This is a genomic window from Phyllobacterium sp. CCNWLW183 (assembly GCF_037203775.1).
Taxonomy (GTDB): domain Bacteria; phylum Pseudomonadota; class Alphaproteobacteria; order Rhizobiales; family Rhizobiaceae; genus Phyllobacterium; species Phyllobacterium ifriqiyense.
The window spans coordinates 117,473-132,558 of the sequence record NZ_JBBCBN010000008.1 but is presented as its reverse complement, the minus strand read 5'-3'; the positions used below and the strand labels follow the sequence as shown (position 1 = coordinate 132,558).

Here is a 15,086-nt window from a genome sequence, read left to right as displayed (position 1 = left end):
ACCCTTAGCGTCGCTTGATCGATTGAGCGTGCAGACCCGAGTAAACGAAATCGGCAAATCTTAGAATGCCAATCTCGAAATGTTCTCGGATCGGATCGAACTATGAGTGCCATTTTTCCAAGTGTAATGGGACTCGTGCGTTGCTACACGGTACCCGTTTAGAATATGCAGGCCATGCTCAGTCGCCTACGCTAAAATTCGACCATCACGACATCGGTTAACTCGGGTCATCGCGGTGAACATCGTGCACCGTCATGCCGACAGACTCTGGCGGTTTTTCGAGCCAGGTACGGTGGCGCAGGGTCTTTCGCGTATCTTCATAACCAGAATCCCAATGTTCGCGCATCGAAGTTCCGGAGAATTCGTAATCCTTGGCATGGCCTTCATAAAGTTTTTGCTGGTAGATGAGGTGAACAATGTTGATCTGTGGCACATCCTGCATGGAGGAAAGAAATTCCCTATCCTCAGCGGTGAGCGCTTCGGCTGGCACGCGCAGCAAGGCCTGATGCAGTTTCAGTTTGAGATTATGCAGCCGGCGGAATGTATCCGTGTTGTTGCGTGTCCGGCTCGAATACATAATATCCTTGTGTCGGGCGAGCACGTCCGGCATTTCGCGGGGCAGAGTCCCACGTGCGCTGAACAGATCGACCTGGAAGACAAGCGTATCATGAACATCTTCCTGTTCCAGCAAATATTGCAGTGGTGTGTTGGATACAATGCCGCCATCCCAGTAATATTCGTTTTCGATATGGATCGCTGGAAAAGCCGGGGGAAGTGCGCCAGACGCCATAATATGTTCGGCTGAGATAGTTTCGATTTCACTGTCGAAATAGCGGAAGTTGCCTGTTCTCACATTTACGGCACCGACGCTCAGCCGTTGCTGTCCGTCGTTCAAAACCTTCCAATCGATCAGCCGGTTCAGCGTGGTCTCCAGTTCGCTGGTATCATAGAAACTGGTCGCGCCTGATGCCCCCGCAAGCTGTTGCCAGGGGTTCATTTCCCGCGGTGCAAAAAAGCCCGGTAGCCCCGAAGTCATGGTCATCATGGCGCTGGCCTGATTGCGCAGCTTGCGAAAGTAGTCGCCCTCCGGTGTGAAAAGCCAGACCTTTCTGCTGGATACCGTCTCCCAGAAATTCCTTAGCCGATCCACCTGGTCTCCCGGTTTATTGCCTGCAATGATCGCCGCGTTTATCGCTCCGATCGAAACACCTGATAGCCAGTTGGCGGCCACGCCTGCCTCGCTTAATGCCTGAAAAACCCCGGCTTGATAGGCACCGAGTGCGCCGCCGCCCTGAAAGACAAGCGCGACGGACTGATAGGGATCAAGCACCTCCTTGATACTGACAGCCTTGTTCTTGGGAGTGCCGGCCAACTGGTCCATGTTGATATGTTCCTTTGTGACCGGGCGATTCAAACCGGGTCGCTCAAATAATCATGAACGACTTTGCCCATGCCCAAGGTGAGATCGGCAAGGAAATGCACCGCACCGATGACTTCCAGAACCGGTAGCCGGGCGACATCGGCAATGACATGGCGATGAAGCTCGAGTTCGGCTGGGCCTGACCAGGCACCTTTCACGGTAATGTCTTCAAGATGATACTGAACCAGTTCGCATATGCGCGGGGTGGCGTCGACATGCGGTATGATTTTGACGAGAAAATTAGGCTGCTTGAGAGACCTGGCAATTGCGGCTTTATCGACTGCATGATGTTTGTAGCCCATGGTCGCCGTTGCGCAAAGCACCGAACCGTAATGAAGGGTCCCGACGATCACTTCGCCTTCATGTACAAGCTTGGGATAGGCAAGCTTTTTGGGGAAGCCCCATATTTCACGTCCACCGGCGATCGGGGCATCATCATCAAGGTACATGGCGTGGACATAGACACCGTCCTTCCCATCAAATCGCACCGGGATAACCTGACCGGACTCGACGTAATCGCCAAAACCCGTTGAATCCGGCATCTTGATGAATTCATATTTCACGATCGGCTCGACAATTTCAAGCGGTTCGGGAACAACCTGCCGCAAGGCGTCAATATCGGTTCGATAGGTGATGATGACATATTCCCTGTCCGTGAACCGATAAGGTCCGGGCGGATAGGCCGGGTTGGTCAGAGGCATCGCATAGGCGCGGCGAACATCGTCGGTTTTCATATGGTCTGTCCCTTGAATAGCTACGAAAGCATTGTTCAATGTGCGGTCCATCCACCGTCAATGGGAATGATCGCACCAGTGATTGAAGCGGTGTCGTGCGAACACAGGAACGCCGCAAGCGCCGCTACTTGATCGATGGTTACGAATTCCTTCGTGGGTTGCGCTTCCAGAAGCACGTCATGGATCACTTGTTCCTTGGTCATGCCGCGGGCAGCCATGGTGCCTGGGATCTGCGCTTCGACCAATGGCGTCCAGACATATCCGGGGCAGATCGCGTTCACCGTTATCCGGTTTGTTGCCACCTCCAGGGAGGCGGTCTTCGTCAGACCGGCAATGCCGTGCTTGGCGGCCACGTAGGCAGATTTGTAGGGGGATGCGACCAGGGCATGTGCAGACGCAATGTTGATGATCCGGCCCCATCCGCGTGCCTTCATCGGGGGAATGACCGCCTTGATGGCATGGAAGGCAGCGACAAGATTTATCTGCAGGATCGCTTCCCACTTCTCGTCCGGAAACTCGTCGATCGGTGCCACATGCTGAATGCCGGCATTGTTGATCAGAATATCGCATGAACCGAGCTCATCGACTGCAAGCTGTACCATGCCGGAAATTTCGGGACCAGAAAGCATGTTCGCGGGCGAATACAGACACCGCACGGAAAATTCGGTTTCAATGGCACTCCGTTCCGCCTCGATAACAGAGGCATCACCGAGGCCATTGATCACGACGTTCACCCCTTGCCCTGCCAACCGGCGTGCTATGCCCATACCAATGCCGCTTGTCGATCCGGTTACGATCGCGACCTTGTTCTTGAGGCCGGTATCGCCTGCGCTGTCGGACATCTAAATCTCCTGCGGAATGTGACCTTCGTAGTCGAGCAATGTAAATCTCCTCGACGTGTCAGTTGAATGACAGGCGGCTGCCAATTTCGGTGATGGTCCCAATAAGAATCCGAAGCAGGGAGTTGTCATTAATGTTTTAAGAAACGGAGATACTGAAAAAGTAAGAATAGTTTTTAAGCAAGCCAGACGTTTCAAACTCCTTTGAAGCGAAGGCGATCAGCCTTCGTGAACCTTTAATTGATCATATCTGAGGTACAATGATGAAACGCTCCGTGCTGTTTATGCTCCAAAAAATATCATGCGTTTCACGCATTTTTGTTTTGGCGATCACGATCTTCGTCGTCTTGCTGTCCCCCGCTGCCAGAGCTGAACCAATCCGCGGCGCCGGCTCGACATTTGCAGCGCCCATCATTGCGAAATGGGCTGAAAACTACAAAGCATCCCGCACAGATGGTGGAGATTTCACTTCGCCGGACTGGACGGTAGACTATGAATTGGTAGGATCGCTCGCAGGTGTTATGCGCCTCAGCCAGCCGGAAATGGATTTTGCGGCAACAGACGTTCCTTTATCGCATGCGGAACTTGCCAAACATGGCCGTCAGCAATTCCCGATTGTTTTGGGCAGCGTTGCCATCGCAATCAATCTGGAAGGCATTGACCGGTTGAATCTGTCGGGTCCGCTTCTTGCGGATATTTATCTTGGCAAAATCCAATCCTGGTCCGACCCGGCGATAAAACAGTTAAACCCGGAATTAAATCTCCCGGACATAAAGATCAGTCCCATCCATCGCAAGGATGGATCGGGCACTACCTATATGTTCTCCAGCTACCTTTCCTCCAAGAATGATGAGTGGAAAGCGAAATATGGGGCGGACACGCTGATAGCCTGGCCGTGGGGGACCAGTGTCGAAGGGACACAAGACTTAATTCTTACGGTGAAAGCCACAAAGGGCGCCATTGCCTATGCAGAATATGGGCAGGTCGAAAGAGCACAACTGACGGTTGCTGCCATTGAGAACAAGTCAGGCAAATTCGTTCTGCCCGGCCCGGAGGGTGTTAGCGCAGCGCAAGCGGCCGTTGACTGGACGAAGGCGGAGGATTTTGCCCTATCCCTGACTGACCAGCCCGGAGACGCGACCTATCCGATATGCGGTGCCACTTATGCCGTCGTGCCAATAGAGGGTCGTTCACCTGGTCGCTATCGCCGTGTCCATGACTATTTCCGACTGGCATTTGAGAGCGGCGGCCGCGATGCGCAGGCCCTGCGTTATGTGCCTTTATCGGAACCTCTGGTGAGCCGGATAAAGCAATATTGGCTGATCGGCTCCTCAACGCAATGAAAGTTAAAGCATGCCTGCAAGGGGATGCAGGCAGATCAATGGACCGCGCCTTGGCGCTATGGGGATAAGACGCAATGGATATAGATATTTTCAAGGATATTCTTGTGCCGGTGATCGGTGGGCTCGGAATATTCATGCTTGGTCTGGAATTCATGTCGAATGGCATCCAGGCACTTTCGGTCAACAAGATGCGGGCATTTCTGGCCAAAGCCGCAGGAACCCCGATAAAAGGTGTTGTGGCCGGTACACTCATAACAGGTGTCATCCAGTCATCAACGGCGATGACTGTTATGGTAGTAGGCCTGGTGAACGCCGGGGTCGTTGGATTGAGGCCTGCCATCAGTGTCATAATGGGAGCGAATATCGGCACCACACTTGGCAATGGCTTGATTGCGCTCCCTCTTGGGCCGCTCGGTCTGATCTTTGCCGGCCTTTTCTCGTTGGTCTATTGTTTTTCGAAGAATGACAAAGTGCGCAACATCGCGCTTGCCTGCATGGGCTTTGCCCTGATTTTCTACGGGTTGAACCTGATGACCGGTGGTCTAAGACCGCTCCGAAATATCCCGGAAGTGATGTCGGTTCTTTCTACCCTCCAGGCAGACTCTTATTTCAACCTGATCAAGTGCGTTCTTATTGCAGCTGGTGTGACCGCGATGATCCACTCATCCTCGGCTACAATCGGTATCGTCATGGGGTTGGGCGCTGCCGGGGTGCTCGACTGGACCACTGCGGTCGCCTTTTCTCTTGGCGCGGATCTTGGAACCACAATTACCTCCTGGATAGCATCCCTGAACTTGTCCAAGAATGCCAAACGCGCCGCTTATGCGCATATGTCATTCAATATCATCGGCGTGTGTATCACCGTGCCCCTGTTCTTCGTCTCGATCGAAGTTCTTGCGTGGGCGATGCAGTGGTTTGGGGGTGATCCGGGCGTTCCTGTTGTCGTGGAGGGTAAGGAAACTTTCCCGCTTGTTCCGGTTGCCGTTGGTCTTTATTCCACATTCTTCAACGTATTCAATACGGCGTTGCTCTTTCCTTTCGTAGGCGTGTTTGAGAGCGTATTGGCACGGATCGGTCGTACCGACGCTGAGGACGCGGAAGATTATTCGACACCCAAATTCCTCGACCGCAAACTTGCCGGGGATTTTGCAAAAGCAATCCCGGCAGTTCAGCAGGAAACTGCTCGTCATCTTCAGGCTGGCGCCATGTTTCTGGATATTGCACGGTCTGCAAAATCCGCACCGTCCGATCCGGGTGAACATTATCTTGCTACCGATATTCTCAGTCGCGATATACGTGAATATACAGCTTCGCTGATGAAAGAAGACTTGCCTTACGAACAGCTGGATCTTGTCGCCAGCCTGATTGAAGAGGCGGATTTCACCGCTGCATTGACTGAGTCGCTTCATCAGGTCGCCCGACGCGTGAAACGTGAAGAATTCAGTTCAGCAGCGCGCGTCATCGTTGATGTTGCTCTCGACAAGCTTGATGCGTCGTTGCAGGGTATTATGCCGGACTACGGTGTTGCCAACCCACCGATGCCAGCGGGCCACATAAGCATTCCGGATGTGGAGGAATTGCGCGCGAGAACCTTGGCGCTGGGACCGAATGCCGGTGCTGCCGAGCGTGGAACAATTCTGGCACTTCTCGGCTCTATTGAACGTGCCGAAATTCTCATTGAGCGTATCGAAAGTGAACGGAAGTCAGTCAATCGCCAGAGCGTGCTTTCGAGAGCTGCGCAGAAACGCGAAAAGGTTCGCCCAATGAACGAAGGCGGACTGAGCCCAATGCCTGCGGAGTAACGCGCATTGCCGTAATAGCTTGCGCGTGGCATCTTCTTTTGGAAGATGCCACGTTGCATTGATATCTGCGGATGCTAATCCGCTTTATAAATTCGGTTTCCTGGTGGAGGCTTAATGAGCATTGGACTGATCGCCCTCCTGGACGACATTGCGGCATTGGCGAAGGTTGCAGCGGCCTCTCTCGACGACATCGCTGGCCAGGCTGCGAAGGCCGGGGCGAAAGCAGCCGGTGTCGTAATCGACGATGCAGCAGTCACACCGCGCTATGTCACCGGATTTTCAGCCGCGCGAGAGCTGCCGATTATCGGCAAGATCGCCCTGGGGTCGCTCAAGAACAAACTTGTGATTTTGCTCCCCGCAGCACTGATCCTGAGCCTGCTTGCACCCCAGGCGATTACGCCTCTCCTCATGATCGGCGGCGTATATCTGTGTTATGAGGGCGTGGAGAAAATCTATGCGCTCCTGCTGCCGCATGCCGCCCATTCGCATGAGGCTGCGCTTGAAACGGCCAGCATCGATTCCAAATCTCTTGAAGACGAGAAGGTTGCCAGCGCGATCAAGACCGATTTCATTTTGTCGGCTGAAATCATGGCCATCACGCTTGCGTCGCTTCCGTCGGGGAATGTACTGACGCAGGCCCTCATACTTGCAGTTGTGGGCATAGGCATCACACTGGTTGTTTATGGGGGTGTGGCCCTGATCGTTAAGGCTGACGACCTTGGCCTGGTGTTGGCGCGCTCGCAGACAGCAGCTCCCGTCGGCACGCTTTTGCGGGCAGTTGGCCGCGGGCTGGTTATGGGCATGCCCTATTTTCTGAAAGGGCTAGGTATCATCGGAACCGCCGCGATGATCTGGGTGGGCGGCGGTATCCTGGTGCATGGACTAGAGGGTTACGGTGCTGGGGCTATTGCTCATGCGATCGAAGGGGTGGGCGAGGTGGCAAGTCATGCCTTGCCTTCTGTCGGGTCCGTTGTCGCATGGGTCGTCGAGGCCGCTGGCGCGGGTGTTATCGGTATTATCGTCGGGTTGATTGCGATACCGGTCATGGGATACGTGGTCTCACCGATGTGGAAATTTATAAAATCACGCCTTCCGCAACGCCGATCAAAGGAGCCGCTAGCGGATCCGAAGAAATGAAAGCTATTATATCCAGCGGGCGCGTTTAAAGCGAACGTAAAGCCCGATGCACAAGACGGCGATTATCCCGAGAACAACGAAATAACCGTAGCTCGTTTTCAGTTCCGGCATATTATCGAAGTTCATACCGTAGATGCCGGCGATTGCTGTCGGGACGGCCAGAATGGCCGCCCAGGCCGCTAATTGCCGGGTTATCGTTCCCTGCCGCTGTTGTTCCAGCAGATTGCTCGCCTCGAAAACAGAAGTAATCACATCCCTCAGGCTGCCTACCATCGTCTCGACGCGGTGCATGTGTTGAAGTGCATCGCGGAAATAGGGCTTAGCTTCCTTGTCCAGGCACGGCAGGTCCAGGTGTACAAGCTTGCCGCAAAGGTCCAGCATCGCGTCCAAAACCCGTTGAAAGAGAATAATTTCCCTTCGCAGCCTGAAAATGCGAGTGATCTGGTCACGATCAAGGAACGCGTCGAGCATCTTCCGTTCCATGTCGAGAACCGTGTCCTCGATCGTTCGTACTATAGGAAGGTAGCCGTCGATGATGAAGTCGAGTATGGCATGCAATATATAATCGGTTCCATGGCGAAGGGTCTGAGGTGAGGTTTCCAGTCTGCCGCGCAATTCGCCATGGCCCCGATCCGAACCATGGCGCACCGTGATTATGTAGCGCTTTCCGACGAAAATCGCGGTTTCGCCATAGGCGATTCGGTCACCCGCAAGCTGCGCGGTTTTTGCAACGACAAAAAGCTGATCATCATAGGCGCTGAGCTTCGGCATCTGCAAAGAGCTGAGGGCATCTGCTATCGAAAGTTCATGAAGACCAAACCGGTCTTTCAGCAGTGAAAGCTCTTCCGGCGTGGGCTTGTGCAGCCCGATCCAGATGAAGTCACAATCTGTTTCCGGGATGGACACTGCATCGAACGGCACGTCTTTCAACCGTTTGCCATCACGATAAAGATAACATGCGACGACGCTCATGCGCGTCCATTTGGGATTAGGATCACGAGAAGTACTCCGCAGAAACGATCAGTCATGACTTGATAGCCACTGTTGAGTGACAAGCGTGTGAACCAATTTCGCCTCGGCTGTATTTCGGGTGGGGTCTCAAGACACAGCCGTTCGCTGTAAACGATAAGTGCAGCGACCAAAGGCTTCGTCAAGGAGCGTGTTGCGGGCATTGCGTTCGTGGCCGGCGTATCTACGTTGGCCTGCCCCTTGCAAACGAAAACGTGAAGTTATTCAACGATGCACTGCCGCCAGAGCAATGGCATCGGCCACCTCCTTGCAGCGATTTGACAAAGTGGCCGTAGCCACCCGCAGGTGGCTGCTGGGGAGAATTGAAAATTTGGCTCCGGGATGAACAGCTATGCCGCGCGCCGCCATTGTCACCATGGCAAAGGGCTCGGACGAAACGCAAACCCAAGCGCATAAGCCTCCGCCAGAAGCTGCTTCGACATTTCTTTCCCGCAATGCCGCAACAAGGTTGCCGCGTCTTGTCTGGTAGATTGCCCGCGCCTGGCGCAATGTTTCGTGTGTTGCTTCATCGCGCAGCAGCCAAGCCGCAGCTGCCTGCAGGATACGGCTTGTCCAGCCTGCGCTAAAGCTGCGATAAGACTGTATCTGTTCAACGATAGCCCGCGAACTTGAAAGCACAGCCAAGCGCAGATCAGGGCCATGCGTTTTTGAATAAGACAAAATGTGGATGACCCGGTCGGGATAAAAACGGCCAAGCGAATGCCTCGGGGCCTCGCTAATATCGGCAACGCCATCGTCTTCAACAATCAATGTATCCGTCTCACGCAAAATCTCGACCAAGCGCTCCATGCGCTGCGGACTGACGCTTTGGCCTGTGACGGAGTGAACACGTGGCTGAAACAGGAAGGCAACCGGCCGAAATTTCAGCGCTTCCTCCAGCGACGAAGGTGTTGGGCCCTCATTATCGCACGTCACGGGAATGATACGCACACCGCGATCTTCCAGAATATCCAGCAAGCGCATCCCGGTGGGGTCTTCTACCGCTACGCTGGCGCCCGGAAGGACCAGAGCGTGTATCAGTGTATAAACAGCATTGTAGCCACCATTTGTTGCAAGGAAGGCTTCCGGCTCATAGGGCCAGGTCTTTCTTGCTTCGATTTCCAATTCGGGAAGGATGCGGCTGCGCTCATAGCTATTAAGATTTTCAGCCGAAGCACCATAAGCCATGGCCTGGGCAAGTTGGGGCAGCAGCGTGACATCCGGCACGGCGGCAGTGAGATCCAACGCGCCCTTTCCGTAATTGCCAACACTCGCCAGACGCGCCGGCTGCGCCATAAAACGGTCACCGCTGACCCATGTTCCATTGCGGCCTCGCCCGCTGATAATCTTTTGCCGACGTAACTCATGCCATGCATGGGAAATGGTTGCAGGGCTAATTCCGAGCGCAAAAGCAAGATCGCGGATGGCCGGGAGCTTGGTTCCCACGGGCAATGCGCCCCCACGGATTAATGCGCTGGTTTCTATTGCAATACCGCGAATTGTCCGGTCCTTCAGCTTTTGAGCAAACCAGTTGGCGTCCCGCGCGTCATTCATTTCATCACCCATTTTTAAATGTTCAATAACGTAATAACATTTGATCACCTGAATTTGAACATTTAACGTGAGGTGGATAAGAAAAAATTGTGAGTGACTGTCTATGCCGATTACCCTTCGTCTTGCTCTCCGGGATTGGGATTATATGACCCCTCTCGTTTTAGGGGACGTGACCTCGCCAAAACTTGATATCGAGGTTGATCGCGTAGGCACATTGATTCCGCATGTGGGAAAGAGCGACGCCTATGACGCCGCGGAAGTGTCCTTCAGCCGTTATACCCAGCTGTGCTTTGAAGGCGATAAAAGCATAGTCGGCATTCCAAATTTTATCATGCGGGGTTTCCGGCACCGCTGCATTATCACGACCAAAGACAGTCCAGTTCGAAAACTGGCCGATCTTGCGGGTAAACGTATCGGGGTCACTGGCTGGCGTGACTCTGGCAATACGTGGACGCGGGCAGCGCTTCGCAGGGAAGGCGTAGGTGTTGAAGATGCAATGTGGTATGCGGGCAGGCTGACAGCGGCTCATCCAATTACCGATCGTCTCGATGGCTTTGGCCGCCCCGGAAGGATTGAAGCCGCACCCGGCGAAAAACCAATGGTCGACATGTTGGTGGATGGCGAGCTGGATGCGATCTTCACGCCCTTTATGCCGGATGGCTTTTTTTCAGAAGGTTCCTCCTTCCGGCAGGTTCTCGCCGATTTTCGGAGTGCTGAGCGCCATTATTTTGATGAGGTTGGCTATGTTCCCGGCATGCACCTTATCGGCATCAAAGCAGATATTGTGGCCGAGCATCCGTGGATCATCCCCGAGCTTAGCAATCTGATCGATGAATCCCAACGTGTCTGGCTAAACAAGCGTCGTAAATATGCCGAGACAACGCCGTGGATGTTCGATGAGCTTCTCCGGTGCTCCTCCGATCTGCCGGCGGGCTGGAATGCGAGCGGCTTTGCCGAAAATCACGCGATGATAAAGGGCTTCATCGATGAACTTTATACCCAAGGGATTCTCCCGCAGCGGCTTTTGCCGGAGCTACTTTTTCCGCTCGACATTGATGGCAGTGATACCAGCATTGCCATTGCAAAAATGAAAATGAAAATAAAGGGGAATGAACATGTTGCATAAAAATTTAGCCTGTCTCGCACTGGCGAGTGTAATGATCTGCGGCTCTGCTTTGGCGCAAGAAAATGCCACCAAGCTTCCGGTAAATGATGAACTCCACGCCAAACTGCCCGAAAATATTCGCTCGGCTGGAAAAATGATATCCGTCAACAACGGATCGTTCCCGCCCTATGAAATTGTAACAGGAACGGAAATGACGGGCGCAAGTGCAGACCTGACGGATGCGCTGGGTCAAATACTTGGCGTCAAGATCGAACACGCGACTGTCGGCGGGTTGCCTGCTCTTCTGGCGGGCGTCAATTCCGGCCGTTATCAGTTCGCGTTCGGCCCGGTTGGTGATTTCAAGTCACGGGAAGAGGCCAATGATTTTGTCGATTGGGTTCAGGAGTTTGTGGTTTTCGCCGTGCAGAAGGGCAATCCGAAGGCGATAACTTCGCTGGATTCCGCGTGCGGGCAGCGCATTGCTGTGATGGCGGGTGGTTCGGCTGAAAAGGTGATCAAGGTTCAGGCCGAGAAATGCAAAACGGATGGCAAGGAGCCGATTGAGGTTCAGTCGTTTACCGACCAACCAAGTTCCATTTTAGCAGTGCGTTCGAAGCGTTCCGACGCATTCTTCTCGTCGCAAGCACCGCTTACCTATTTCGTTACCCAAGCCAATGGTCAGCTTGAATTGACCGGGGTTGGTCAAAAAAACGGTTTTGAGAACCTCTACCAAGGCGCGGTTGTGCCGAAAGGCTCGCCGCTCGGGCCAGTTTTGCGTGATGCTATAAAAGTGCTTATGGACAACGGCACCTATGCAGCGATCATGAAAAAATGGGGCCTTGAGAACAATATGCTCAAGGAGCCTGGTATAAATCTTGGCGGGACATTGCCGAAATGAGCAGAGTTGATGAAGGATTGATGCCGCCCGGCGGCGGCATCGGAAAGGACGTTGCCGAGGCCCACGTTCCGTTTCCAAAAGGGCGCTTTGCCGCCTGGCTCCTGACCCTGGCAATTGCAGCCTATTGCGCATGGTCGGTCGCCAAGAACGATAATTTCGGATGGCCGGTCGTTGCGGAATATTTTTTCGATCCGACCGTGATAAGCGGGCTTTACGTCTCGCTCGGCCTGACGGTTGTCGCAATGGTGATCGGCACCGCCGTCGGCTTGCTCCTTGCCGTTGCAAGGATGTCGAAGGACGGGCTGGCCAAGTCATTGGCCTCGCTTTTCATCTGGTTCTTTCGAGGAACACCGCTGCTTGTGCAGCTGATTTTCTGGTACAATCTCTCCACACTATTTCCCACAATATCGATCGGCATTCCGTTCGGACCCACCTTCATGAGCTGGGATACCAATTCGGTAATCAGCCCGATGACTGCTGCGATCGCAGGACTTGCCCTGAATGAAGCGGCTTATATGGCCGAAATTATTCGCGGCGGCCTTCTATCGGTCGACCGGGGACAATTTGAAACTGCGGAGTCCTTCGGCATGACGCGTGCCCGCGCGCTCCGTCGCATCATCATACCTCAGGCTATGCGTTCAATTGTTCCGCCGACCGGCAACCAGCTGATCAGCATGATCAAGGCAACGTCGCTTGTCAGCGTTATTGCGATGGCGGATCTGCTTTATTCCGTTCAGTCGATTTACAACCGTACCTTTGAAGTTGTTCCGATGCTGCTTGTTGCTGTCATCTGGTATCTTCTCATCACGTCGGTCTTGAATATCGGGCAGAGTTATATCGAACGCTATTACAGCCGTGGCGACCGCCAATCGGGAGCCGGTAAGGCGGCGCGGGACGACGCTCCAGCGGCGACTGCCGTGCCTTCCCGTAACGTGGCGCAGGAGATGGCACAATGAACGCAATCGTCGATACAGCTCCGCTTGTTAGAGCGCGAAATGTGCACAAATCTTATGAGCAACTGGAAGTTCTCAAAGGCATTGACCTTGATGTTGCGCCGGGTGAAGTGGTGGTTGTTCTCGGGCCTTCGGGCTCAGGTAAATCCACCTTTCTGCGCTGCATCAACCATCTGGAATCAATCAATCGAGGGTCGATTGAAGTGGATGGCGAGCAGATAGGGTACAAGCTCCACAAGGACCGGCTGCAACGGTTGTCAAATTATTCCATCGCCCTGCAAAGACGCAAGATCGGCATGGTTTTCCAACAGTTCAACCTCTATCCGCACATGACAGCCTTACAGAACATTATGGAGGCACCTGTTGGTATTCATGGCGAGAGCCGCAAAGAAGCGGCTGAAAACGCGCGAAAACTTTTGAAGCGGGTTGGCCTTTCGGAAAAGGAAGACAGCTATCCGCGGCAATTGTCTGGGGGACAGCAACAGCGCGTAGCTATCGCCCGTGCGCTGGCAATCAAGCCAAAGTTGATGCTCTTTGATGAGCCGACATCTGCACTCGATCCGGAACTTGTCGGTGAAGTGCTGGCGACCATGCGCGATTTGGCAGACCAAGGGCTGACAATGATCGTTGTGACCCACGAGATCGGATTTGCCCGCGAAGCGGCTGATCGCGTCGTGTTCATGGATGATGGAAAAGTGGTTGAGCACGGAAAGCCGGAAGATGTTCTTGGTAATCCTCAGCACCCGAGAACGAGAAGCTTCCTTTCGCGCTTCATTTAGCCTATCCGCATCGAAAAAGCGCTACCCGTTCCAGGGTGGTTTTATCCCCACATCACCGGAATGATCATGACACCTGATAATGACTTTGCTCGCCTTGCCGATTTTGACTCGATGAAAAGCGAACTGACCCGGATCCGGCATCACCTCCACGCCAACCCTGAGCTTTCGTTCGAGGAGGCCGAAACTGCGCGTTTCGTTGCAGAAAAGCTTGAGGCTTGGGGATATGAGGTCACCCGCAATGTCGGCGGTCATGGCGTGGTCGCCCGTCTGACCGTAGGCGCGGGAACCAAGAGCATTGCCATTCGGGCGGATATGGATGCTTTGCCGATCGAAGAGCAAACCAATCAGCCATATGCCAGCAAGTTTACGGGAAAGATGCATGCCTGCGGTCACGATGGCCATACGACAGTACTGCTGGGAGCAGCCGAATATCTCGCGCGGACACGCCGGTTCAGCGGAACAGTGAACCTCATCTTCCAACCTGCCGAAGAAGCAGGAGGATGGAGTGGTGCGCAGGCAATGATCGCCGATGGTCTTTTTGAACGGTTCCCCTTTGACGCGATTTTTGGCCTGCACAATCATCCGGGTGCACCGGAAGGGACATGGTTGATGCGCTCAGGTCCGCTTATGGCGGCAGCCGATACTGTCGAGATAAAGGTTCACGGCAAAGGCGGTCACGCCTCGCGCCCTCATCTGACAATTGATCCGGTCGTGATTGCCTGCAATATTGTGGTTGCTCTCCAGTCGGTCGTTTCCCGCAATATTGATCCCACGCAAACAGCGGTTGTAACGGTCGGAGCGATACATGGCGGGGAGGTGGCAAATGTCATTCCCGAAAGCGCAAGATTGCTTATCACCGTAAGGTCTTTTGATCCGAAAATCCGTGACCTACTGGAGGCGCGCATCACCAAACTGGCAAGTGCCGTCGCCGATGGGTTTGGAGCAAAGACGGATATCAATTATACGCGGGGCAACCCGGTTGTCGTGAATTCGGAAACGGAAACCGGATTTGCGCGGACCGTGGCCGAGGAATTGGTTGGTGCGGATAAGGTTTCAATCTGCCCTCTTATTCCGGGCAGTGAGGACTTCTCACATTTTCTGCAACATAAGCCGGGAAGTTTCCTGCGTCTTGGCAATGGCGTGAATTCGCCAATTTTGCATAGCGACAAATATGATTTCGCGGATGAAAGCCTTACCGTCGGCGCAGCAATGTGGGCGCGGCTGACAGAGCGATATCTAGCATAATATTAAACCTGGTGTCTGGAAGCGGCCTGACCGGGGTGCTTAGACGACGGCTTTCAGTCCAGATTCCTTCAAGACGGTGGGATTAAAAGTTAGCCTTCCAATGAGCCATCGATTTGCTCCTTGATAGTTGAGCTAAACAAGTTTGCGGTGCTAGTGATTGCTGACCAGTGCCATTGAATGACCGAGATAGAGCCGATCGCGCACTGTGTACTTTTGCTCATCGCAATCAATCCCAGACCTTGGGAGTGTGACATTCCAACCTTGCAGAA

At 53.7% G+C, this 15,086-nt stretch carries 13 protein-coding genes; 8 read left to right on the top strand and 5 right to left on the bottom strand.

Annotated features, from left to right (window positions below):
* Positions 1-217: 217 nt before the first annotated feature.
* The 3 genes from V9K95_RS18330 to V9K95_RS18320 are packed head-to-tail and all read right to left on the bottom strand — an operon-like array spanning position 218 to position 2,996.
* Positions 218-1,381 carry a patatin-like phospholipase family protein gene (locus V9K95_RS18330; protein ID WP_336441683.1) on the bottom strand — a complete coding sequence of 388 codons (1,164 nt, stop codon included), beginning with the start codon at positions 1,379-1,381 and terminating at the stop codon, positions 218-220.
* A gap of 29 nt (positions 1,382-1,410) precedes the next feature.
* A complete protein-coding gene (locus V9K95_RS18325) occupies positions 1,411-2,154 on the bottom strand; it encodes an acetoacetate decarboxylase (protein WP_115055785.1) in 744 nt (247 codons plus the stop codon).
* Positions 2,155-2,189: 35 nt separating this feature from the next.
* On the bottom strand, positions 2,190-2,996 hold the full coding sequence (locus V9K95_RS18320) for a 3-hydroxybutyrate dehydrogenase (RefSeq protein WP_336441684.1): 807 nt from the start codon (positions 2,994-2,996) through the stop codon (positions 2,190-2,192).
* A 257-nt stretch (positions 2,997-3,253) separates the two neighbouring features.
* Here V9K95_RS18320 and pstS point away from each other — a divergent pair, with 257 nt between their 5' ends.
* The 3 genes from pstS (at position 3,254) to V9K95_RS18305 (ending at position 7,275) form a co-directional block, all read left to right on the top strand.
* Positions 3,254-4,336, top strand: a complete 1,083-nt coding sequence (gene pstS / locus V9K95_RS18315) for a phosphate ABC transporter substrate-binding protein PstS (protein WP_336441685.1) — start codon at positions 3,254-3,256, stop codon at positions 4,334-4,336.
* 74 nt (positions 4,337-4,410) lie between these two features.
* Complete coding sequence (locus tag V9K95_RS18310; RefSeq protein ID WP_336441686.1) at positions 4,411-6,138, top strand: Na/Pi cotransporter family protein; 1,728 nt, start codon at positions 4,411-4,413, stop codon at positions 6,136-6,138.
* A 114-nt stretch (positions 6,139-6,252) separates the two neighbouring features.
* Complete coding sequence (locus tag V9K95_RS18305) at positions 6,253-7,275, top strand: DUF808 domain-containing protein (protein ID WP_336441687.1); 1,023 nt, start codon at positions 6,253-6,255, stop codon at positions 7,273-7,275.
* A gap of 6 nt (positions 7,276-7,281) precedes the next feature.
* On the opposite strand, the gene V9K95_RS18300 is transcribed toward V9K95_RS18305, so the two are convergent.
* Complete coding sequence (locus V9K95_RS18300) at positions 7,282-8,247, bottom strand: CorA family divalent cation transporter (RefSeq protein ID WP_115055669.1); 966 nt, start codon at positions 8,245-8,247, stop codon at positions 7,282-7,284.
* Between the two features lie 261 nt (positions 8,248-8,508).
* Positions 8,509-9,837: an aminotransferase-like domain-containing protein gene (locus V9K95_RS18295; protein WP_336441688.1), complete on the bottom strand. Its 1,329-nt coding sequence runs from the start codon at positions 9,835-9,837 to the stop codon at positions 8,509-8,511.
* Between the two features lie 103 nt (positions 9,838-9,940).
* Here V9K95_RS18295 and V9K95_RS18290 point away from each other — a divergent pair, with 103 nt between their 5' ends.
* The 5 genes from V9K95_RS18290 to V9K95_RS18270 all read left to right on the top strand — a co-directional run bounded on the left by V9K95_RS18290 (position 9,941) and on the right by V9K95_RS18270 (position 14,817).
* Positions 9,941-10,963, top strand: a complete 1,023-nt coding sequence (locus V9K95_RS18290; protein WP_336441689.1) for an ABC transporter substrate-binding protein — start codon at positions 9,941-9,943, stop codon at positions 10,961-10,963.
* The gene (locus V9K95_RS18285; protein WP_336441690.1) at positions 10,953-11,840 is read left to right on the top strand and encodes an ABC transporter substrate-binding protein; all 888 of its coding nucleotides are present in this window, start codon (positions 10,953-10,955) and stop codon (positions 11,838-11,840) included. The genes V9K95_RS18290 and V9K95_RS18285 overlap by 11 nt, the downstream gene beginning before the upstream one ends.
* Positions 11,837-12,796, top strand: a complete 960-nt coding sequence (locus V9K95_RS18280) for an amino acid ABC transporter permease (protein WP_336441691.1) — start codon at positions 11,837-11,839, stop codon at positions 12,794-12,796. Before V9K95_RS18285 ends, V9K95_RS18280 begins: the two co-directional genes overlap by 4 nt.
* The gene (locus V9K95_RS18275; RefSeq protein ID WP_336441692.1) at positions 12,793-13,572 is read left to right on the top strand and encodes an amino acid ABC transporter ATP-binding protein; all 780 of its coding nucleotides are present in this window, start codon (positions 12,793-12,795) and stop codon (positions 13,570-13,572) included. Before V9K95_RS18280 ends, V9K95_RS18275 begins: the two co-directional genes overlap by 4 nt.
* 66 nt (positions 13,573-13,638) lie before the next feature.
* Entirely contained in the window at positions 13,639-14,817 is a 1,179-nt protein-coding gene (locus V9K95_RS18270) for a M20 aminoacylase family protein (RefSeq protein ID WP_336441693.1), read from the top strand.
* The last annotated feature ends 269 nt before the right edge of the window (positions 14,818-15,086 follow it).